This window comes from Burkholderia sp. Bp8963 (assembly GCF_003854275.1).
Classification (GTDB): domain Bacteria; phylum Pseudomonadota; class Gammaproteobacteria; order Burkholderiales; family Burkholderiaceae; genus Burkholderia.
In genome coordinates, this window is sequence record NZ_QTQP01000022.1 from 102411 (window position 1) to 122436 (window position 20026).

Sequence of the window (20026 nt, forward strand, 5' to 3'; positions counted from 1 at the left end):
CCGTGCCGGCGCCGGCGTCGGTCCGCGCCCGGATTGCGCTCGGATTGCGCGCGGTTCGACCTCAGTCCGCCTTCAGTCTGCCTTGTGATAGTGGCGATAGGCTTTCGCGCGATTGCCACATGACGACATCGAGCACCAGCGGCGGCTGCCGTTCTTGCTGTCGTCGACGAACAGCCACTGGCACGCGTCGTTCGCGCAACGCTTGACCTTCGCGAGACGCGCGCCGCCCAGCAGGTCGATCGCCGACCACAGCACCGGGCTCAGCAGCCCGCCGAGCGTCGCGGCCTCATGCCCGACCTGCCATGCGTACCGCTCGGGCGTGCGCACGAGCGCTACACGCGGCGCCGCTTCCGCGAGACAGCCGCGCAATGTGGCCAGATCGCCCGGCTGCGGCTCGCGTTGCTCGGCCTGCGCGTGATAAAGCCGGTACAGCGCTTCCCGCAACGCCAGCGCGCGATCGAGCCATGCGGGCCCGGCGTCCGGATGACCGGCCCGGCACGCGTCGGCCAGCGCGGCCGGAATCCCCGCCTGCTCCTGGCACCAGGCCAGCAGGTCGTCGATCGTGCCGAGCAGTTCCGTCGGCGTGTCGCTCCCGCGCCAGTACCGCGTGTTCGCAAAATCGATGCTCAATGCTTCCGGCGGCGCCGGAATCAGGAAGTCCGTCGGGGCGGAGGTGTGCGTGTCGCTCATGTCCGGATCGTATCTAACCACCATACCGGTTGACAAGCACCGGGGCGTTTCCTAGCATAACCGTCATGGTGGTTAAAACTTGCTTGCCGTACGCGTACTGACACCCACGCAGTCACAAGGAGCAATCATCATGATCGATCACCTTTCCTTCGGCGTTGCGCAGATCGACCGCAGCCGCGCGTTCTACGACAGCACGCTCGGCGCGCTCGGCTACAAGCGGCTGGTCGGCGATGCGTCGTCGCTTGCCTACGGCACTGCGGAGCCCGTCCTCTGGCTCACGCACTCGACACGCCCTGTCATCGCGGATCCGGAGTCGGGGCTGCACGTGTCATTCAAGGCGTCGTCACCGGTCGAAGTCGATGCGTTCTATCGGGCCGCACTCGAGCACGGCGGCGCCGACAACGGCGGGCCCGGCAGGCGCGAACATTACGGCCCCGGCTACTACGCGGCATTTGTCACGGATCCGGACGGGTACCGGCTCGAAGCGCACTGCGAGATGGACAACGTCGTGTGACGCGGGGTGGCGGGCGCGGCAGAACCCGGCCCTCGGGACCGCGCGCATTGCGCAGCCCTTTGCAATCGGAGTCGGCGTCGGTGTCGGCAAGGCGGCGCGAGCGAACCGCCCGACCGGCAAACGACGATCAGGCAGTCGCTCGCGGATCGGGCGTGCGGCGGGTCCGGGCGGTCTTGAACCGCATCTTCCGCCGCATTTTCCGCGTTATTGCGCGCCGCGCGTGCGCTGCAACTGCTCCCCGAGCCCTTCGATGCCGAGCCGCACCGTCTGCCCCGGCTTCAGGAACACCGGCGCCGGCTTGATGCCCATGCCGACGCCCGGGGGCGTGCCGGTCGTGATCACGTCGCCCGGCTGCAGCGTCATGCAGCGCGACAGATACGCGACGAGTTGCGCGACCGTGAACACCATCGTGCGCGTGTTGCCGTTCTGATAGCGGTGGCCGTCGACCTCGAGCCACAGGTCGAGCCGCTGCGGATCGGGCACGTCGTCGCGCGTGACGAGCCACGGGCCGATCGGGCCGAACGTGTCGAAGCCCTTGCCCTTGTCCCACTGGCCGCCGCGTTCGATCTGCCATTCGCGCTCGGACACGTCGTTGACGACGCAATAGCCCGCGACGTAATCGAGTGCGTGCGCGTCGTCGACGTCCTTGCACGGCGCGCCGATCACGACACCCAGCTCGACCTCCCAGTCGGTCTTCACCGAACCCTTCGGAATGTCGATGCCGTCGTTCGGACCGCAGATCGAACTCGTCCACTTGCCGAACACGACCGGCTCGGTCGGCACCGGCATGCCGGCCTCGGCCGCGTGGTCCGCATAGTTCAGGCCGATCCCGATGAACTTGCCGACGCGGCCGACGCACGGGCCGATGCGCGGCTCGCCGGGCACGAGCGGCAGCGTCGCGGGATCGATCGCGCGCAGCCGCGCAAGACCGGCATCGGACAGCGCATCGCCGGCGAGATCCGGCACGTGCGCCGACAGGTCGCGAATCCGGCCGTCCGCGTCGAGAATGCCGGGTTTTTCCTGGCCGGACGGGCCATAGCGAAGCAGTTTCATCGAGCTCAACCTCTCATATCGAATGTGACAGGATACCGGCGCAATGCTGCTTCCCGCAGCCGCGCGCCGGACTCAATCGTCGATCGTCGATCGTCGATAGCGCGGCCGCGTCGCCGCTTGCCGGCCAGTCTTTGTACCATCGGCGGCACGCCGTGAAATGGCGCTCGACGGATACCGACTATTGCAGCGCATGCTGGCCTTGCAGTGCAGCAGTGCCGACGACGCGCGCGCTGCGGGTCGGGTCGGGTCTGGTCGGGCACACCGGCTATCCGGCACGCGTCACCGGTGCGTGACATTCACTTCACGCTCACCAAACCGGCCCTGAAACACCGTCAAATCAGGCATGAATCACACATCTTTCGCAAACGTTTGTCATCGGAAGTGGGGTCTCATCCGTTCCTGTTTGGTAACGATCTGTAAGAAGACGCCGCATTGCGCACTCATCGTTTGTTGTTAAGCTCGACCGAGTCGTATTTACCGACACGTACGGGCTTTACAGTTGGGCGTTGCAAAGTCGGCAAGCGTGCGTTGTCGACAGATCGACTGCATTTCACCGACCAACGATACCAACACAATGCACACGACACATGCCCGGTTCTCCGGCAACGACGCCCAGGGAGACCAAGCCGGAATCGACCGCTACCGCGCGCCCGCGCTCGACAAGGGGCTCGACATTCTCGAGCTGCTGGCGGAACAGAAAGAAGGCCTCACCCGCACCGAAATCACGAAGGAACTCGGCCGCAATGCGAGCGAAATCTACCGGATGCTCGAACGGCTGGTTGCGCGCCGCTACGTGATGCGCTCGACGGGCGGCGACCGCTATACGCTCAGTCTCAAGCTGTTCGCACTCGCACACCGCCATCCACCGATGAACCGGCTCGTCGGCGAGGCGTTGCCGCAAATGCAGCGTTTCGCCGATGCGGCCGAGCAATCGTGCCACCTGACCGTCTACGATCGCGGCAATCTGCTCGTGATCGCGCAGGTCGACGGGCCCGGCCCGTGGGGCGTGTCGGTCCGGCTCGGCTCGCGCGTCGGGCTCGTCGATACCGCGTCGGGACGCGTGATGCTCTCGTTCCAGCCGTCTGACCAGCGCGCACACATGCTGTCCGAACATCGCAAGGTCAAGGGCGAAGCCCCGCTGAACGAACAGGAACTCGCGCACGCGTGCCAGTCGATCCGCCAGACCGGGTTCCTGCGCCAGGACAGCCGCCAGGCCTATGGCGTGACCGATCTCAGCGCACCGATTCTCGGCCCGTCCGGCCATGCGATCGCAGTCCTGACTTGCCCGTTCATGCGCCGCATCGATGCGCATGCGGCGCCGTCCGCCGATGCGGTGGTCGAGCACCTGCAACACACGGCCGACACGCTGTCGATGTGCCGCGTCGACGCGGACTGACACGCGCGGCGCTACGCTAAAATAGCGGCCCTTTCAAACACTGCGACGGCCGGGCCGGCCGGCCGTCGTACCCGATGGATGTCATGGCCAAACTTCTGAGCGATCTCGAATTCCAGCGTTTCTCCGAACTTCAGCAGAAGCAGGCAAGCTTCACGATCACGCCCGAAGAGGCGGACGAACTGCGCGACATCGTCGCGCGCGCGCAAAAGAAGCGCGACGACCGCGCTGCCGCGATGCAGGCGATCGAAAACTACATCGAGCAATTCGGCATCACGCCCGACGAGCTCTTCTCGCCCGACCAGATCGGCGACGCGGCCCGCACGTACGGCCTGATCACCGCGACGAAGAAGGAACGCACGCTCCCGCCGACGATCACCTTCAACGGCAAGCCGCATCAATGGACCAAGACGCTTCCGGACGACGTCCGCGGCGCGTTGTTCGACGCGTTCACGTCCGGCGAATCCGTCAAGCGCTTCATCGCGATGCCGAAGGATGCGGCCCGCTGCGCGCTGACGATCGCCCGCCTCGAGCGCGAAACGGGTGGCGTCTACGCGGACGCGCACCTGGCCGAACTCTCGATCTCGCGCGAACTGGTGAACGACGCAGCGGCCAAACTGGCCACCTGACGGCATCGTCTCGCCTGGCCGGCCTGCGTGCGGCGCGCGCAGGCCGGCGTCGTACCCATCGGGAGCCGCGCGAACACGGGTTCCCGAAAACCCTCACCTCAACGTCCGTATCGGCTCATCGGCGTGCCCCGCAAACGCTCACCTCGGGCCCCCGGACATGCTCACCGGTGCCTCCCGCAGAGACTTACCGGTGGTTCTCGCAAAGTCTCACTGGTGCTTCCCGTAAAGGCTCACTGGCGCTTCCCGTAAAGGCTCACCAGCCCCCCTTCAAAGACTCACCGGCGCTTCCCGCAAAAGCTCACCAGCACTCCCCGCAAAGGCTCACCAAAGCCTCCCGCAAAGGCTCACCAGCACGCCCCGCAAAGGCTCACCGGCGCTTCCCGCAAAAGCTCACCAGCACTCCCCGCAAAGGCTCACCAAAGCCTCCCGAAAAGACTCACTGAGGTCTCCCGAAGACTCTCACCCACTACTCCCGGGAACACTCACCACGAGCTCCCGGAACAGCTCACCCCTGCATTCCCGGAAAGTCTCACTTTCGTGCCCCGAAAAAGCTCACCTTCGACGCGACTGCGGCATCGCGGCATGTTCGTTCGCGTCCGCGCATCAGGTCTGCTGCAACTTCATCCGGAAGCCGACGACACTGGGTTCCTCCGTCGACGTGATCGCGAAGCCGCATGCTTTTGCCAGCGAAATCATCGCGGTATTCTCGCGCAGCGCTTCGCCGACCATCCAACTGGTGCCGCGTGACCGCGCGTATTCGATGATGCGCGCCATCAGCAGGTGCCCGAGCCCCTTGCCCTTCTGATCGGGCCGGACGGCGATCGCGAACTCGGTCGTCTCGTTGTCGGGATCGGTGACCGCGCGTACCGCCGCGAGCGTCTGCGCGTTGCCGGTTCCGTCGCCCACCGACGCGATGAACGCCATCTCGCGGTCGTAGTCGATCTGCGTCATGCGCGCCAGTTGCGAATGATCGAAGCCGCGTACCGCGCCGAAGAAACGCATCCGCAAATCCTCCGGCGTCATCGCCCCGAGCAATGCATTATGGGCCGCTTCGTCCTCCGGACGGATCGGCCTGAGCGTCATCGTCTCGCCGTGCCATGCGAGCGTTTGCTCGAGATGGCGTGGATAAGGCATGATCGCCAGCCGGCCGCGCCCGGCCGCCAGCGTGATCCGCGGCGCGAGCACCCGCACCCGGTCGGCCAGGATGCGCAAGGTGACCGACATCGCGACCACCTCACGCACGTCGCACACCACCTGCGACAGCGCCGTGAACGCATCGAGCGCGGGCTCGACCGCTGCGCGGCGCGCGTACGGCGAGCGCGCCATCACCGCACGCGCAAGCACGGAGTTCAGCGGCGGAAGCCCGTAGATGACGAACGGCGCCGATACGCCGTCTGCTGGCGGCACGGCATAACGGAATACCGGACCGAAGTTCGGGTCGTCGTGCATGTCGACAGTCACGTCGACGATCGCCGTCTCGGCCGGTTCGCCGGCACCTCTTTCCCCTTCAAGACCGAAATGGGCCAACCACTGCGTGGCGGGCAAGCCGGTCAGTTCATGCTGCCCCTCGTCCAGCAACCGCCGCGCCTGTGCCTGAGCGGACGCGACGCAGGCCGCCGGCTGCTGTGGCGTGCCTTCGGGCGTCTGCATCAGCAGCTCGCGGCCGAGGTTGTAGTCGACGAGACGCGCGTACGCGCGCGCGAGCCGCTGCGGTGTCGTGTGCACCGGAATGCCGTTCGCATGCAGCGCGTCGCGTGTGGCCGCATCGACCGCACCGAAAAAGCACGCGAGGATGCCGCGATGGGCGTGCTGGCGCGACTCGATCAGCGCACGCGCCACCTCGTCGGCGGGTGCACTGTGCGACGTCGAATGCACGACGAACAGCGTGCCGGTTTGAGGAAACGGCGCGAGCGCCCGGATCACCGCACCGAAGTGTTCGGGACGCGCGTCGTCGCCGAGCGTCAGCGGATTGCCCGGTGCATCGAGATGTGGCAGCGCGTTCGAAACCGCAGCCGTTGCCGCCGGCGACCAGTCGGCCAGCACGTCGCGCACCTCCGCTACCGCGTCGACCGCAAGTTTCGCGACACCCGCGTCGCTCGTCACGAGCGTCGCGGCACCGCGCGCCGTCACGCGTCCGACGCCAAGCGTCTCGATCTCGTCGAGCAGATCGTCGAGCGCGTCGACACGCACCATCCCCGCACGCTGGAACGCGGCCGTATACAACGCATCGCCCGGATCCGCGCGGCCGGTGCGCAGCGCGAGCACCGGCTTGTTGCGCGCGGCCGCGCGCGCCGCCGACATGAACTTGCGTGCGGCGCTCACGGTATCGAGTTCGAGCAGGATCGCGCGGGTGCCGGGATCGCTCGCGAGGTAATCGAGCACGTCGCCGGCATCGACGTCGGCTTCGTCACCGAGCGCGACCACATGCGAGAAGCCGAGCCCGCGAGCGTGCGCCCAGCCGAGCGCGGCATTCGTCAGCGCATTCGACTGCGATACCCATGCGACGCCGCCCGAGCCGACCGTATAGGCCGGCGCACCGAAATGCGCGTGGCGCGCCGGCGACAGCACGCCGAGGCTGCCCGGCCCGACGATACGGAGGACGAACGGCTTCGCGGCTTTCAGCGTGCGCTCGAGCGCCATGCGATCCGTGGCCGTGCGCGCTCCGCCGACGATCACCGCAACGCGCGCGCCGAGGCTGCCGAGCTTGTGCACGATGCCGGGCCACGTCGCGGGCGGCGTGCAGATCACCGCGACCGACGGCGGCGCGGGCAACCGGTCGACGTCCGGCACGACCTTGTGCCCGTCGAGCGAGTCGTACTTCGGATTGACGGGCCACACGGGGCCCTGGAACGCGCCATCGAGCACGCGCGACCACACCATCGCGCCAATGCTGCCTGCGCGCGGCGACGCGCCAACGACTGCGACGGACTTCGGCTGAAACAGTGCATCGAGATGGCGAACGGTCACATCGGCTCCATACGGTAACGAAACGTGGCGAAATTCGAACCGGGCCCGGCAAGCAGCGCGCCGGGCGACGCGAATTCCAAGCATAGGCGAAGCGCCTGCGGCTGCCTATATGCCGAACGGATAGCTACCCGACACGAATCAAACGCCGCAACATGCAATCGCTCGCAGCGCGCCGCATCGTGCCGGCACCGACGCATGAATCCGATCGTCCCGATCTCAGTCACGGTCTCGGTCACGGTCTCGGTCACGGTCCCGACGGTGACGACAACGAGGTGACGACAACAACAACGGCGCTCGCAACGATCCGGTGCGACCGGCAAAGGTGAGGATTTACAGGAGCAAAGGTGAGAACGTTCGGGAATTGCGCGCGGGAGTGCGCGAAAAGGCAAAGAGTGATGAAGGCATCCAATTCGCACGCACCCTTCGAATCGCGGAAGGGCATGCACATCACGCGCGCAATTGCGCCGCTGTTTACCGGAAATCGACGGGATACGCCGATAAATCGCGGCGATTGGGCGGAGTGGCCTGTGCCGGTCACGCGATGTCGCACGGCGGTTCGACGGCACGATACGATCCACCGTCGCGCCAAAACAAAACGGTGCGACGGCCGCATGGCCGTTCGCACCGTCAGTCAGCGCACGAAAGGTGAGATTTTTCGGGAATCAGTCCTTGATCAGGAAACGCGCCCGGTTCTTGCCGAGCCATGCCGGCGCACGGCCGCGGCCGCTCCAGGTGTCGCCGGTCTTCGGATTGTGATACTTCGCCGGCAGCGGACGTTTGGTCTTGACTGCGACACCCACCGGACGGAAACCGAGCTCCTCCGGCGTGATGTCGAATTCCTCGATCTTCGCGCGGATCAATGCGATCGCGTCGGCAATCGCCTTTTCGCGTTCCTTATCGATCTTCTGCTGGAGTTTTTCGAGTTGCGCTGTCAGCTGCCTGTAGGTCGCCATATGATTGGGATTCCCAGAATGTTATCTATAAAAATAGGTGACACGAAGCAAATAGAAAAGTGCCCGTTCCGATTCGGGGTTTTCTCGGCTGCGATTACGGGATCAATACGGACTTTTCTTCTTGCATGCGAAGAGCAGACTCCGCACGCCACCATCATCCGACTGCTTGAGCACGTCGAATTCACCATTGCAGGTGGCACGCGCGTTGTCGGTGCAATTGCTCCACCCACTCCCGCTCGTGCATTGCACGAGCGTGGTCGGGCGCCCATCCGACGTGAACAGCGGGGCACTGCCGCCGCACCCTCCGAGCGCCGCCAACAGAGCAATCGCCCCGGCCGGCCTCCACCACGATCCAGGCCGCCGACAGACCGACGCAAGCATGTGTTTCATTGTTCTTTCCGTCAACCCTTTTTTGAATGCCGCGAGTATGCCATGCGCCCAAGCATTCGCGTCAATCCGGCACGCGGTCCGGCCGCGCGCGGGTCTTGTACGGCAGGCTCCGGCGCGGATCGTCGGTGATGCGAACGAACACCTGCTCGACGTCGGGCAGTGCCTCCAGTGCGCGCGCCAATGCCGCGCGATCGAACGACGCGTTCGCGCATCCTTCGACATAGATGAAACGCCGCTGCACCGTGATCCAGAGACTCGTGCCTTCCAGTCGCGCGCTGCCGGTGAAATGCGCTTTCGCCGCATCGGCAATCGGTGCGTCGTACAGGTACGAGTTAGGCTTCGTGCAACGGTGGGCCAGCCAGCACGTCGTGCCACGCTCGACGCGATAGTGCGCGTCGTCCTCCATTTCGGCCTTCGTCATCCACGGCCCGAGCGGCAGCGGGCATCCGGCGAAATCCTGCGACAACGCAACGAACGGATCGTTGTACCAATTGCGCCGCGCCTGCGGTTCGCCGGCCGCATCGGTTTGCGCGAGCGCGGGAGCCGCGAGCATCGCGGCCAGCCACCACGCGATCCAGGTTCGCTTCATCGTCGCCTCCTTGCGTTCGGCAGCGCCGGCGCACACGACGCTACAGTTCGATACCCAACGCCGCCAGCTTCTTGTAAAACGTCGCGCGGCCGATGCCGATGCGCGCAGCCGCGTCCACCACCTTGCCGTTGCACGCAGCGAGCGCATCGGTCAGGAATTGACGCTCCCATGTTGCCAACGCATCCGCATACGACTTCGCATGCGCAGCGGGCGGCGCCCCCGCATCGAGCGTCTTCTGCAGCGCCGCCGAAGGGTGCGCCGGATGTGCCGGCGGCATTGCGTCGGGCGCCGCGCGCGACGGCCCGAGGAACGGTGCAAGCGCCCGGGCGTCGATCACCGATCGGTCCGACAGCATCAACGCGCGTTCGAGCGTGTTGCGCAGTTCGCGGACGTTGCCGGGCCACGGGTGCGCGCACAACATCCGCAGCGCATCGTCGGTCAGCTCGCAGTGCGCGGCGCGCCCATGCTGGGCAGCAAGCTCCTCGAGCGTTGCGTAGACGAGCGCCGCGATGTCGGCCGCGCGCTCGCGCAGCGGCGGCGCGTGAATCGTCAGCACATTGAGCCGGTAATAGAGATCGGCGCGAAAGCGCCCGGCGGCGACGAGCGCCGGCAAATCGGCCGAAGTCGCTGCGATGATCCGCACGTCGGAACGCACGATGCGGTTCGAGCCGACCGGCTCGAATTCCTTGTCCTGCAGCACGCGCAGCAGCTTGCCCTGTAGCGGTAGCGGCATGTCGCCGATCTCGTCGAGGAACAGCGTGCCGCGGTCGGCCAGCTCGAACTTGCCGACCCGCCCCTTGCGATCGGCACCGGTATAGGCGCCGGGGGCCGCACCGAAGAATTCGGTCTCGAGCAGCGTGTCGGGAATCGCGGCGACGTTGACGGTCACGAGCGGCTGGAGTGCGCGCGCCGACGCCGCGTGGATCGCATGCGCGAGCAGCTCCTTGCCGGTACCGGTCTCGCCGAGCAGCAGCACCGGCGAATCGACCTGCGCGGCGCGGCGCGCCTGGCGCTTGGTCTCGAGGCTCGCCGCACTCGTGCCGACGAAGCTCGCGAACGTGTATTTCGCGCGGCGCGCCTGCGCGAGCGAGCGCTGTGTCGCGATCAGCTGCTGCTGAAGCTGCACGTAACGGGAAAAGATCGGCGTGAGCGTCTTCAGTTCGTCGAACAGCGCGAAGCCGATTGCGCCGACCGTCTCGCCGGCGTCGTTCTTCAGAGGCAGACGGGTCACGACGAGCGGCTCGCGGCTCGTCTCCATGATGTCGAGCAGGATCGGCTGCCCGGTCGACACGACTTCGCGCATCAGGCTGTGCGGAATCACCGCCTCGCAATCGAGGCCGACCGCCTGCTGCGGATCAGCGAACCCGAAGCGCGCCGCATAGCGCTCGTTGATCCACACGATCCGCGCGTCGCGATCGACGATCAGCGTGCCCGCGCTCGACCCTTCGAAGGTCCGGAACAGCGATTCGGCGCCGCGCCGCAGCAGGTCGCCGTAATCGACGGGCATTCGGGCCCAGTCGTTCATCATCGTGTCGTCGTCTCCATGTATCGTTATCGGCTGTCTCCAGAACGAGACGAATTATCTCATTCTGGAGACAACCCGCAATACCTTGATCTGGCGCGACCGGCGCGCATTTCTGGCCTGGCCGAACGGACAATCCGTCTCCCTCTGGAGACGTTTTCTGTAGAATCGACTGACGATTGACCGGCGCGGGCCCGCCGGCTTCCGGCGGACGCACGTCCGGCGGTGCAATCCGGCCGATGGCACGAAACCTGCACGAACCTGAGCCGGTCCGCGGCGTGGCTCGCCGCACGACCGAACAACAACCAAAGCCATTAGGAGACTCCCTTGTCTTTCGTGATCGTCCTCGCCGCGCTGGCGTTCCTGATGTTCGCCGCGTACCGCGGCTACAGCGTGATCCTGTTCGCGCCGATCGCCGCACTCGGCGCCGTGCTCATGACCGATCCGGCCGCCGTCGCGCCGGTCTTCTCCGGCATCTTCATGGAGAAGATGGTCGGCTTCGTCAAACTCTACTTCCCTGTGTTCATGCTCGGCGCGGTGTTCGGCAAGGTGATCGAACTGTCCGGCTTCTCGGAAGCGATCGTCCACGCCGCGATCCGCTACATCGGCCGCTCGCGCGCGAATGCGGTGATCGTCGCCGTGTGCGCGCTGCTCACCTATGGCGGCGTGTCGCTGTTCGTCGTCGTGTTCGCGGTCTATCCGTTCGCGGCCGAGCTCTACCGCCAGAGCAACATTCCGAAGCGGCTGATGCCCGGCGCAATCGCGCTCGGCGCGTTTTCGTTCACGATGGATTCGCTGCCCGGCACGCCGCAGATCCAGAACATCATCCCGACCACGTTCTTCAAGACGACTGCGTGGGCCGCCCCCGCGCTCGGCACGATCGGCTCGGTGTTCATCGTGATCGTCGGCCTGTCGTATCTCGAATGGCGCCGCCGCTCGGCGATGGCAAAGGGCGAAGGCTACGGCACGTCGCTCGTGAACGAGCCCGAGCGCGTCGAGGCGACGTCGCTGCCGAATCCCGCGCTCGCGATCCTGCCGCTGATCCTCGTCGGCGTGTCGAACTTCGCGTTCACGAAGCTGATCCCGACGTGGTACGGCGCCGCGTCGTATACGGTCGCGCCGGACGTGCTGCCGGGCGTGCATACGCCGGTGACGACGTCGATCAAGACCGTCGTCGCGATCTGGTCGGTCGAGGCTGCACTGCTGCTCGGCATCCTGCTCGTCATCGCCACCGCGTTCCGGCGCGTCAGCGACCGCTTCGCGGCCGGCTCGAAGGCCGCGGTCGGCGGCGCGCTGCTCGCCGCGATGAACACCGCGTCCGAATACGGCTTCGGCGGCGTCATTGCCGCGCTGCCGGGCTTCCTCGTCGTCGGCGATGCGCTGAAGAGCATTCCGAACCCGCTCGTCAACGCGGCCGTGTCGGTCAGCTCGCTCGCCGGCATCACCGGCTCGGCATCGGGCGGCATGAGCATCGCGCTCGCCGCAATGTCGGATCTGTTCATCAAGGGCGCGCAGGCGGCCAACATTCCGATGGACGTGCTGCACCGGGTCGTCGCGATGGCAAGCGGCGGCATGGACACGCTGCCGCACAACGGCGCGGTGATCACGCTGCTCGCGGTGACGGGCCTCACGCACCGCGAGTCGTATCGCGATATCTTCGCGGTCACCGTGATCAAGACGCTCGCGGTGTTCTTCGTGATCGCGGTGTATTACACGACAGGCCTCGTGTAACGACATTCGCCGGGCTGCGGCCCCGCATCGCCCCTCACCGGCCGCGTCAGCGGCCGGCTTCGTTTCCGCCAGCGGGCCGCCGCACACGCTTCTCGAACGCAATCCGGCCCCGGCGGCTGTCGCTTGCCAACCGGCTTCCATCGCGCTCGCCACGCCCCGGCCGATCCGCACCGCCGCGTGCATTGTTGTTTGCGGCGGAACACTGCGTTGGGCGCCGCGCCATTTATGGCGCTTCGGACGCGGCCTACACTGCCTCCCACGACTGACACGAAAAACGTGTCATCAGGAAACGTGGAGGTAACGATCATGAAATCCCTGGTCCGCGCGATTGCCCTGGCCTTGACCATCTCTGCCCCGCTCGCCGCCCACGCGCAATCGAACCAGCCGCTCACGCGCGCACAGGTTCACGCCGAAGTGCTCGCGCTCAAGAAAGCCGGCTTCCAGCCGAGCGACTGGTTCTATCCCGCGAGCATCCTTGCGGCCGAAGCGAAGGTAGCCCAACAGAAAAACCCGTCGCAAGCGGACGGCTCCGGATACGGCAGCGCTCACGGCGCGGCAACGGAATCGGGGCAGTAATCCGGTATCCGAAGCGCTCCGTTACTATCTTCCCGCGCGGCTTCCGGTCGCCGGCACGACGATGCAGCGCCGAACCAAGCGTCAACGCGGCGCGATGCTCGCCTTCGCGTACGACTCGCGTTCGATCTCGAACATTTCGGCGCAAAGCTGCAGATGGGTGCCCGATGGCGCGTGACAGCGCACCTTCAGCACCGCCAGAACATGCTCGGCCAGATCCCGCTTGACGTCGACGGACCGGCCGCTCAGCAGCGCCAGCTTCGCGTGTGCGAACGCGCGCGGCGCGCCGGTCGTCCCCACGACGAATTCGTCGAAACGCAGCGCGCGGCTCTTGATGTCCGGTTCGTCGAAATGGCCGGACGCAACGAGCGCCTCGTTGAGCGCGATCAGCGTGGCCGTCGCGTCGAACCCGTCGAGATTGCAGGAATATTCAAGCGTCAGATGGGGCATGGTGTCGAAGCGTTGCAGGAGGGGAATGATGGCCGGCCCGAATGCGCCGGACCGGCCCGCCAAATAGCGGGAATGGTAACGTCCGATGCGCGTCGCTGCAAAATAACGCGAATTTCAACCAGCGCAAACGTTAGCGAATACGCACACCATCCATTCCATATATCAAATCACCAAACGATACAGCGCGCGCATCTGCCGTAAAACGAATTGATTCTCGAGCGGTCATCACACGCCGAATTCAAATGACACATTTTCACGCGCCGGCCGGCACGCGACGGCCCGTCAGGACATCACCAGTCAATTGATACCGCCGCCTCTCCTCGCATTGGCGAATTTTAAATATCTTACGCCGCCATTCGTCGCAATTGGCCACCAGGCATTCACGCATCCGTGTATAGTTTCGCCTTCAATAAATCTCGCACGTTCCCGCGCCCGGAATCGATCCGGTTGCGCGCCGGTATTCGTCGTATTCACGTGCGAATCAGAATGATTCACCGAATCCGGGGCGGTACGTGCGATGACACAGCCAGAAATCATCATTTCCACCGATGCGGTCGAGCCGTGCTTGCGCAATGATTTCTGGCGCGAAGTCACGTCTCCCATATTCGACACCACGCCCGTCGACGGTACGACGAACACGCCGCTCTTCGGCACCATCCGAAGCCGTCCGGTCGGCGGACTGCTGATCGGCACGGTCAGCTTCAATGCACAGCGCTACCGGCGCGACCGGCGTGTGATCGCACAGGGTGGCCTCGATCACCACCTGATCCAGATCCTGACCGCCGGAACGATGCGCGGCACGTTCGGCCGGCGCAGCGTGACGGCCGAACCGGGCGACATCTGCATCATGGATTTCACGCAGACCTTCGAGAGCCGCGCCGACACCGGTGCGAGGATGACGATGGCCGTGCCGCGCAAGGATCTGGAAAACGCGCTCGGACGGCGCAACCTGCACGGCGCCGTGCTGAAGGCCGGCGCGCCGATGACGCAACTGCTGGTCGATTTTCTGCAAGGCTTGAGGGCCGTATCGGCACGCCTGTCGGCCAGCGAGGCGTTCGCCGCGCAGGACGCGATGGTGTCGCTGCTTGCGGCCGGCCTCACCGGACAGGACATCACGGGACACGTTACGCCCTCGGCGCTCAATGACGCGTTGCGCGAACGCGTAATCGAATTCATCGACGCGAACCTCACGTGTCCGGAGCTCGGCCCCGGGCTGCTGATGCGCCGGTTCCGGATTTCGCGCGCCCATCTGTACCGGGCTTTCGCCGACGACGGCGGCGTGGGCACGCTCATCCGCAACAAGCGCCTCGATGCGGCCTACCTGGCACTCACGCATCAGCACGGGCGCGAACGTTCGATCACGGAGATCGCGACCGACTGCGGCTTCTCCAGCAGCGCCCAGTTTCTGCGGGCCTTCCGCTCGCACTTCGGCCTCACGCCCAGCGACGCGAAGCGGGAAGGCGTGATGCCCGCGGCAGCGCTCGGCGAAGGCTCGCATTCGCTGCAACGTCATTTCGCACACTATCGTTCGGCGCCGGATACCGAATCGCACGCGCGGGATTGATGATTCGCACAACAGATTCGCAATGACCTTCTTCGTTGACGTCGAATCGCTGGCCCAATGCGCGTTCGAATCCGGATTCCGCGTTCGCCTGCCGAAATGGGAAATTCCAATGGCATTCAGGAGACAAATCGAAGCCTCGCACCATTCATTCCAATTCGAAAGAATGTGAAAATAACGACACGGACGCACCCCGTGTCCGGTATTTTCTGTGCCATTCGAAAGCCACATTCGTGTGGCTTCTTTTTTTGGCCGAGCGGACGGCAACGACAGCGCTCGCTTCGGTCAAATGGCTGCTGAAACCGGATATGCACACGACGCAGCGCGACACCGTTCGCCACACCGGTGCTTATCGGCCGCGCGTATCCTGCGTTGGCTTCGGCGGCACCGCATGGCGCGCGAAGTGGCCATGCAGGCGCGACAGATCGTGTGCGGCCGCGGTGCGTTTCGCTTGCCCCATCCTGACCTCGCGCGCCGTCATCCCGAAGCGTTGACGCATCGCATGCACGAACCGGTCGCTGCTCGAAAAGCCGTGGCGGAGCGCGACTTCCTTGATCGACTGCCCGTTCGACCGGGGATCGACGAGCGCCCGATACGCGAGATCGAGGCGGCGGTCGCGGATGAAACGCGCGACGCCGCCGTCCGCCTCGAACACGCGGTACAGGTGGGCACGGGAAATGCGGAAGTGCGCGATCAGCGATTCAGGGCCGAGATCGTGATCCGTCAAATGATGGGAGATGTGCTGCACGATCCGCCTGCGCAGCGCGGCGCCGTGCGTCGCGAAGCGCTTGCCGTCCGCGTGCGGCGCATCCAGCAGCGCCGCGGCGAGCAACGTCACCATCGCATCCTGCACCGCGATGGCCTGCGGCGCCGACACGTGCGCGGCCACCCGGTGCATATCCATCAGATAGTCGGCAAGCAGGCGCGTGATCCCCCGGCTCGCGCTCAACACCGCACCGTGCAGGTTCCGTCCGTCGGCCGCGAGCTCGAGCCGGTCGCGCGGCACGACGACCGCGAAGGACGCGCCCGCGTCCACCCTGCTGCTCAGCGGCTGGCCGAGATCGATCAGATAGATGTCGCCCGTGGCCGCGCGCGCGTCGATGCCGTTGAAATTGCCGACGTGCGCGCCTGAATGCACGAACTGGACGATGTAATGGTCGAGGCCGCTCTGCTCGATCGTGCGGCGATCGCGTCGGTACTGTTGGGCGTTGACCGATGCGCGCCACAGCAGCATCTCGCCGAACATCCGCGACACGAGCGTACCGGCCAGTCGCGCGTCGCCGCGATCCGCAACCGGCGTCGTTTCCGCGATGGGCCGCGTGACATCGCGCCAGTATTCATCCCGCAACGCGGGCTCGACCTGGTCGGTCGATAAAAAGACTTCCCCGGATGCCATGTTCTCCTCGCGTTGTTCCTTGCGAATGTCGTTGTCGTGGAGCGCGAGTGGCGACGGACGATGTGGCACGGTCGCCCGGTCGGAGATCCACGGTCCGGCGCCGCGGGTGCGGCGCCGCAAGCCGTTGCCGGCAGGTGGGACGGGATGTGCGGCGGTCGCGATCGCCGGGCAGCGGATTGCAATGGCTGCCGGGATGCACGACGGACGACCAGCGACGAGATTGTTCCGCCGATCCGGCGTGGCAACTTTTGCTGCAGCGTCTGCGGATGTTGCTTGCCCGGACGGACACGCAACATCCGCTAGCCACGCACTCGATGAAAGTGCGTCGTTACGAGACGGCTCGCGTCAGAACTGGTAGCCCGCGCCGACCACCGCGCCGAAGTCCGAGCGCGTGTTGCCCGTGACGGACGCCTTGACGACCCACTTGTCGTTTTGCGTCACATACGAGTAACCCGCCGCGAAGCCTTGCTGGCCACGGTAGTTCGCCGTTGCTGCCGACACCATCGAACGCCCCGGCGCCGTCGGTTGCGGAAGACCGGCAACCGCCATCGCCGACGCAACACCGCCCAACATGTCCTTCTTGACGGTGTTCAGGTCGTTGTACACCTGGCCGACGCGTTGATCCGTGTAGCTGCGCGATGCGGCCGTCGATGCCGCGACGTTGTCGTTCAGCTGCTGCACGTTCACCGCATCGGTCGGCGCCGTACCGGCCGCGACGTTGGTGACCTGACGCTCGTTGCCCTTCGCACCGACCGAGAACGAGTTGTCGCGATCCGCGACCGAGCCCTGGCCGACCGCCACCGCGTTCTTGCCGGTTGCGCTTGACGTCGACCCGAACGAGCCCGCATCCGCGCGCGCGATCCAGCTCGTATTCGCGTCGGTGGCTGCGGCCTTGATGTCCTGATTGGTCTTGACGTCCTTGAGCGCGTTGTTGAGCTGGCCGACGTTCACCGCGTCATTGCTGCTGACGCCCGCTGCAACGCCCGTCAGTACGCGATCCGCGTTCGAACCGTTGGCGAAGTTCACCGACGTGCCGCCCGTCCCCGCGCCGACCGTGATCTGGCCGTTCGGGTCCTGCTGCTGCACGAGACCCGCCTTGCCGTTCGTCACGTTGGTCACGTTCTGCTGCAGGTTCGTGATGTCGGTCGTGTTCTTCGTGACTTGCTGATTCGTCGCGTAGAGTTGCGAACCGTTCACCGCGTCCGTGCTGGTTGCGCTGAGCGTACCGGCCTGCACGTTCGTGATCTTCGTGCCACCCGCGCCACCGCCGAGCGTGATGATGCTCTTCGAGCTGTCGTCGTACGTGACGGCCAGCGCACCAAGCTGGTTGATGCTCGACTGCACGCCCTTCAACTGCTTCACGTTCACCGCATCGGTATCGTCCACGCCGGCCGCGACGTTCTTCAGCACAACTGGCGAGGCCGTGTCACCGCCGACGAGCGAAACGGAATTCAGGCGCTTGCCGTTCGCGTCCACGTCATACTTCACGACATTCTTCACGGCCTCCCCGGTCTGGTTCGACACGTTCGTGATCTGCTGCTGCAGATCCGACTTCACGCCGAACAACTGACCGCCATTCACTGCATCGGTGCTGCCCGCCGCGACGCTGCCGTCGGCCACGTTGGTGATCTTCGTTGCCGCGCCGCCGCGCGCTGCGTTGTACGCGCCGATGCTCGGATCGAACTGCAGCGCGTCCTTCTGCAAGCCTGCGATCGCCGTCGTGTTGTTGACGATGTTCGTTTCCGCGTTGCTGATGCGCGTTTCGTGGTTCTGGATCGTCGTCGTGTTGCCCGCAACGCGACCGTCGATGTTGCTGAGCGCGTCGCCGACGTTGTTGTACGTGCCGCCGCCGACGTCGTACTTCGGCGCATTGATCGAACCGTTCGTGTTCGCCGATGCACCGCCGCCGAGCGCAGCCGCGACGCTGTCGGTCGCATAGCGCAGTTGCGAGCCGTTCACCGCATCATTGCTGCCGACATAGACGCCGCCTTCCGCGACATTCGTCACGCGCACCGGAACGCCGCCGTTGCCGGCGCCGAGCGAAACCTGCCGCTTGCTCGAATCGTCGTACTTCACCGCGAGCGAATCGAGTGCGTCGACACCAGTTTTCACCGCGGCATTCAGCTGATCGACGTTGACCGCGTCGGTGCCCTTCACGCCTTGCGCAACGTTGGCGATCTGCTGCGGCGCACCGCTTCCGTGGCTCGCGTCGTACGCGCCGAGCGTCGCATTCCATTGCAGCGCATCCTGCTTGAGCGCCGAAATGTTGGTCGTGTTCGTCGTCACACGCTGGTCGATCGACGTGATCGTGTTGCCCTGCGTGCTGATCTGCTGCTGCAGATTGCCGGCTGCCTTCGACAGTTGACCGACGTTGACGGCATCGTTGTTCGCGACACCATCAGCCACGTTCGACAGCTTGACCGGCGCATGACCCGCGCCGCCGAGCGTGACCGTGTTCCTGTCGCTTCCGTCGTACTTGACGTTCAGCTTGTCCGCTTGCTGCAGGTTCGTGACGTTCGTGTTCGTCGTCGACAGATTGCTCGTCAGCGTCGACACGTTCGTCGTCAGATTGTCGACGCGCGTCGTCTGCGTCGCGACGTTCTGGTTGGTCGCGTACAGCTGCGAACCGTTGACCGCATCGGTGCTCTTTGCGTCGAGCGAACCCGGCGCGACATTCGCGATCTTCACCGGGCCAGTTGCCCCGCCTGCGAGCGTCACCGAGTTCACACGATTGCCGTTCGCATCCGTGTCGTACACGACCGCATTCTTCGTCGCCACGCCGACTTGCGTGCCGATCTGGTCCTGCACCTGCTTCAGTTGTGCGCCGTTGATCGCGTCCGTGCTCGTGGTCGACACATCGCCCGCTGCAACGTTCGTGATCTTCTGTGCCGAACCGCTGCCGTGCGAAGCATCGTATGCGCCAGCCGATGCCGACCATTGCAGCGCATCCTGTTGCAGTGCGCCGATGTGGGTCGTGTTCTGCGTGACCTGGCCGCCGATGTTCCGGATGTCGGTCGTGTTCTGCGTGACTTGCCCACCGATCTGCGTGATCGAATCGCCCTGCTTCGCAACCGTCTGGTTGGTTGCATACAGTTGCGAGCCGTTCACCGCATCCGTGCTCGTCGCCGACAGCTCGGCCGCCTTGACGTTCGTCACCTTCGTGCCGTTCGGGCCTGCGAGCGTCACGGTGTCGAAACCTTCCGCGCCGTCGTATTTCACGTTCCGCTTGTCGGCCGCCTGCAGGTTCGACACGTCCGTCTGCGTGCCGGTGAGGCTCGTGCTCAGGTTCGTGACGTTCTGGTTGGTCGCGTACAGCTGCGAACCGTTGACCGCATCGGTGCTCTTTGCATCAAGCGAACCCGGCGCGACATTCGTGATCTTCACCGGGCCCGTTGCCCCGCCTGCGAGCGTCACCGAATTCACGCGGTTGCCGTTCGCATCCGTGTCGTACACGACCGCATTCTTCGTCGCCACGCCGACTTGCGTGCCGATCTGGTCCTGCACCTGCTTCAGTTGTGCGCCGTTGATCGCGTCCGTGCTCGTGGTCGACACATCGCCCGCTGCAACGTTCGTGATCTTCTGTGCCGAACCGCTGCCGTGCGAAGCATCGTATGC

General features: G+C 65.3%; 16 protein-coding genes. 6 read left to right on the plus strand and 10 right to left on the minus strand.

What is annotated here, in order from left to right:
• Positions 1–72 precede the first annotated feature (72 nt).
• Positions 73–690, minus strand: a complete 618-nt coding sequence (locus DID96_RS19845; protein ID WP_409333792.1) for a CGNR zinc finger domain-containing protein — start codon at positions 688–690, stop codon at positions 73–75.
• Positions 691–820: 130 nt separating this feature from the next.
• Between DID96_RS19845 and DID96_RS19850 the strand changes: the two genes are divergently transcribed.
• Positions 821–1204, plus strand: a complete 384-nt coding sequence (locus tag DID96_RS19850) for a VOC family protein (RefSeq protein ID WP_124600966.1) — start codon at positions 821–823, stop codon at positions 1202–1204.
• Positions 1205–1408: 204 nt separating this feature from the next.
• Here DID96_RS19850 and DID96_RS19855 read toward each other — a convergent pair whose 3' ends face one another.
• On the minus strand, positions 1409–2257 hold the full coding sequence (locus DID96_RS19855; protein WP_124600967.1) for an ureidoglycolate lyase: 849 nt from the start codon (positions 2255–2257) through the stop codon (positions 1409–1411).
• Positions 2258–2831: 574 nt separating this feature from the next.
• Here DID96_RS19855 and DID96_RS19860 point away from each other — a divergent pair.
• Together DID96_RS19860 and DID96_RS19865 are read left to right on the plus strand one after the other, a co-directional pair.
• Entirely contained in the window at positions 2832–3653 is an 822-nt protein-coding gene (locus DID96_RS19860) for an IclR family transcriptional regulator (protein WP_124600968.1), read from the plus strand.
• A 74-nt stretch (positions 3654–3727) separates the two neighbouring features.
• Complete coding sequence (locus tag DID96_RS19865) at positions 3728–4279, plus strand: hypothetical protein (RefSeq protein WP_124600969.1); 552 nt, start codon at positions 3728–3730, stop codon at positions 4277–4279.
• Between the two features lie 603 nt (positions 4280–4882).
• Here the strand turns inward: DID96_RS19865 and DID96_RS19870 are convergent.
• The 5 genes from DID96_RS19870 to DID96_RS19890 all read right to left on the minus strand — a co-directional run bounded on the left by DID96_RS19870 (position 4883) and on the right by DID96_RS19890 (position 10706).
• Positions 4883–7246: a GNAT family N-acetyltransferase gene (locus DID96_RS19870; protein ID WP_124600970.1), complete on the minus strand. Its 2364-nt coding sequence runs from the start codon at positions 7244–7246 to the stop codon at positions 4883–4885.
• Positions 7247–7908: 662 nt separating this feature from the next.
• On the minus strand, positions 7909–8199 hold the full coding sequence (locus DID96_RS19875) for an H-NS family nucleoid-associated regulatory protein (RefSeq protein ID WP_124600971.1): 291 nt from the start codon (positions 8197–8199) through the stop codon (positions 7909–7911).
• Positions 8200–8301: 102 nt separating this feature from the next.
• Positions 8302–8589: a hypothetical protein gene (locus DID96_RS38970; protein WP_260463951.1), complete on the minus strand. Its 288-nt coding sequence runs from the start codon at positions 8587–8589 to the stop codon at positions 8302–8304.
• A gap of 61 nt (positions 8590–8650) precedes the next feature.
• On the minus strand, positions 8651–9178 hold the full coding sequence (locus tag DID96_RS19885) for a BON domain-containing protein (protein ID WP_124600972.1): 528 nt from the start codon (positions 9176–9178) through the stop codon (positions 8651–8653).
• Between the two features lie 40 nt (positions 9179–9218).
• Positions 9219–10706 (minus strand): sigma-54-dependent Fis family transcriptional regulator, encoded by a 1488-nt coding sequence (locus tag DID96_RS19890; protein ID WP_124600973.1) that lies wholly within the window; start codon positions 10704–10706, stop codon positions 9219–9221.
• A gap of 321 nt (positions 10707–11027) precedes the next feature.
• On the opposite strand from DID96_RS19890, the gene DID96_RS19895 reads away from it, so the two are divergent.
• Together DID96_RS19895 and DID96_RS19900 are read left to right on the plus strand one after the other, a co-directional pair.
• Positions 11028–12431, plus strand: a complete 1404-nt coding sequence (locus tag DID96_RS19895; RefSeq protein ID WP_124600974.1) for a GntP family permease — start codon at positions 11028–11030, stop codon at positions 12429–12431.
• Positions 12432–12737: 306 nt separating this feature from the next.
• Positions 12738–13007 (plus strand): DUF4148 domain-containing protein, encoded by a 270-nt coding sequence (locus tag DID96_RS19900; protein ID WP_124600975.1) that lies wholly within the window; start codon positions 12738–12740, stop codon positions 13005–13007.
• An 81-nt stretch (positions 13008–13088) separates the two neighbouring features.
• Here the strand turns inward: DID96_RS19900 and DID96_RS19905 are convergent, their stop codons facing one another.
• Positions 13089–13454, minus strand: a complete 366-nt coding sequence (locus tag DID96_RS19905; protein ID WP_124600976.1) for a 5-carboxymethyl-2-hydroxymuconate Delta-isomerase — start codon at positions 13452–13454, stop codon at positions 13089–13091.
• A gap of 517 nt (positions 13455–13971) precedes the next feature.
• Here DID96_RS19905 and DID96_RS19910 point away from each other — a divergent pair.
• Complete coding sequence (locus tag DID96_RS19910) at positions 13972–15018, plus strand: helix-turn-helix domain-containing protein (protein WP_124600977.1); 1047 nt, start codon at positions 13972–13974, stop codon at positions 15016–15018.
• 346 nt (positions 15019–15364) lie between these two features.
• Here DID96_RS19910 and DID96_RS19915 read toward each other — a convergent pair whose 3' ends face one another.
• On the minus strand, positions 15365–16411 hold the full coding sequence (locus DID96_RS19915) for a helix-turn-helix domain-containing protein (protein ID WP_124600978.1): 1047 nt from the start codon (positions 16409–16411) through the stop codon (positions 15365–15367).
• A 345-nt stretch (positions 16412–16756) separates the two neighbouring features.
• A partial coding sequence (locus DID96_RS19920; RefSeq protein WP_185732305.1) for a YadA family autotransporter adhesin occupies positions 16757–20026 on the minus strand: 3270 nt, incomplete at its 5' end.

Coding starts and splice junctions, on each gene's coding strand:
- DID96_RS19890 (WP_124600973.1), bottom strand. CDS start 10,706: ATGATGAACGACTGGGCCCGAATGCCCGTCGATTACGGCGACCTGCTG.
- DID96_RS19860 (WP_124600968.1), top strand. CDS start 2,832: ATGCACACGACACATGCCCGGTTCTCCGGCAACGACGCCCAGGGAGAC.
- DID96_RS19915 (WP_124600978.1), bottom strand. CDS start 16,411: ATGGCATCCGGGGAAGTCTTTTTATCGACCGACCAGGTCGAGCCCGCG.
- DID96_RS19845 (WP_409333792.1), bottom strand. CDS start 690: ATGAGCGACACGCACACCTCCGCCCCGACGGACTTCCTGATTCCGGCG.
- DID96_RS19850 (WP_124600966.1), top strand. CDS start 821: ATGATCGATCACCTTTCCTTCGGCGTTGCGCAGATCGACCGCAGCCGC.
- DID96_RS19900 (WP_124600975.1), top strand. CDS start 12,738: ATGAAATCCCTGGTCCGCGCGATTGCCCTGGCCTTGACCATCTCTGCC.
- DID96_RS19855 (WP_124600967.1), bottom strand. CDS start 2,257: ATGAAACTGCTTCGCTATGGCCCGTCCGGCCAGGAAAAACCCGGCATT.
- DID96_RS19885 (WP_124600972.1), bottom strand. CDS start 9,178: ATGAAGCGAACCTGGATCGCGTGGTGGCTGGCCGCGATGCTCGCGGCT.
- DID96_RS19905 (WP_124600976.1), bottom strand. CDS start 13,454: ATGCCCCATCTGACGCTTGAATATTCCTGCAATCTCGACGGGTTCGAC.
- DID96_RS19865 (WP_124600969.1), top strand. CDS start 3,728: ATGGATGTCATGGCCAAACTTCTGAGCGATCTCGAATTCCAGCGTTTC.
- DID96_RS38970 (WP_260463951.1), bottom strand. CDS start 8,589: ATGAAACACATGCTTGCGTCGGTCTGTCGGCGGCCTGGATCGTGGTGG.
- DID96_RS19910 (WP_124600977.1), top strand. CDS start 13,972: ATGACACAGCCAGAAATCATCATTTCCACCGATGCGGTCGAGCCGTGC.
- DID96_RS19875 (WP_124600971.1), bottom strand. CDS start 8,199: ATGGCGACCTACAGGCAGCTGACAGCGCAACTCGAAAAACTCCAGCAG.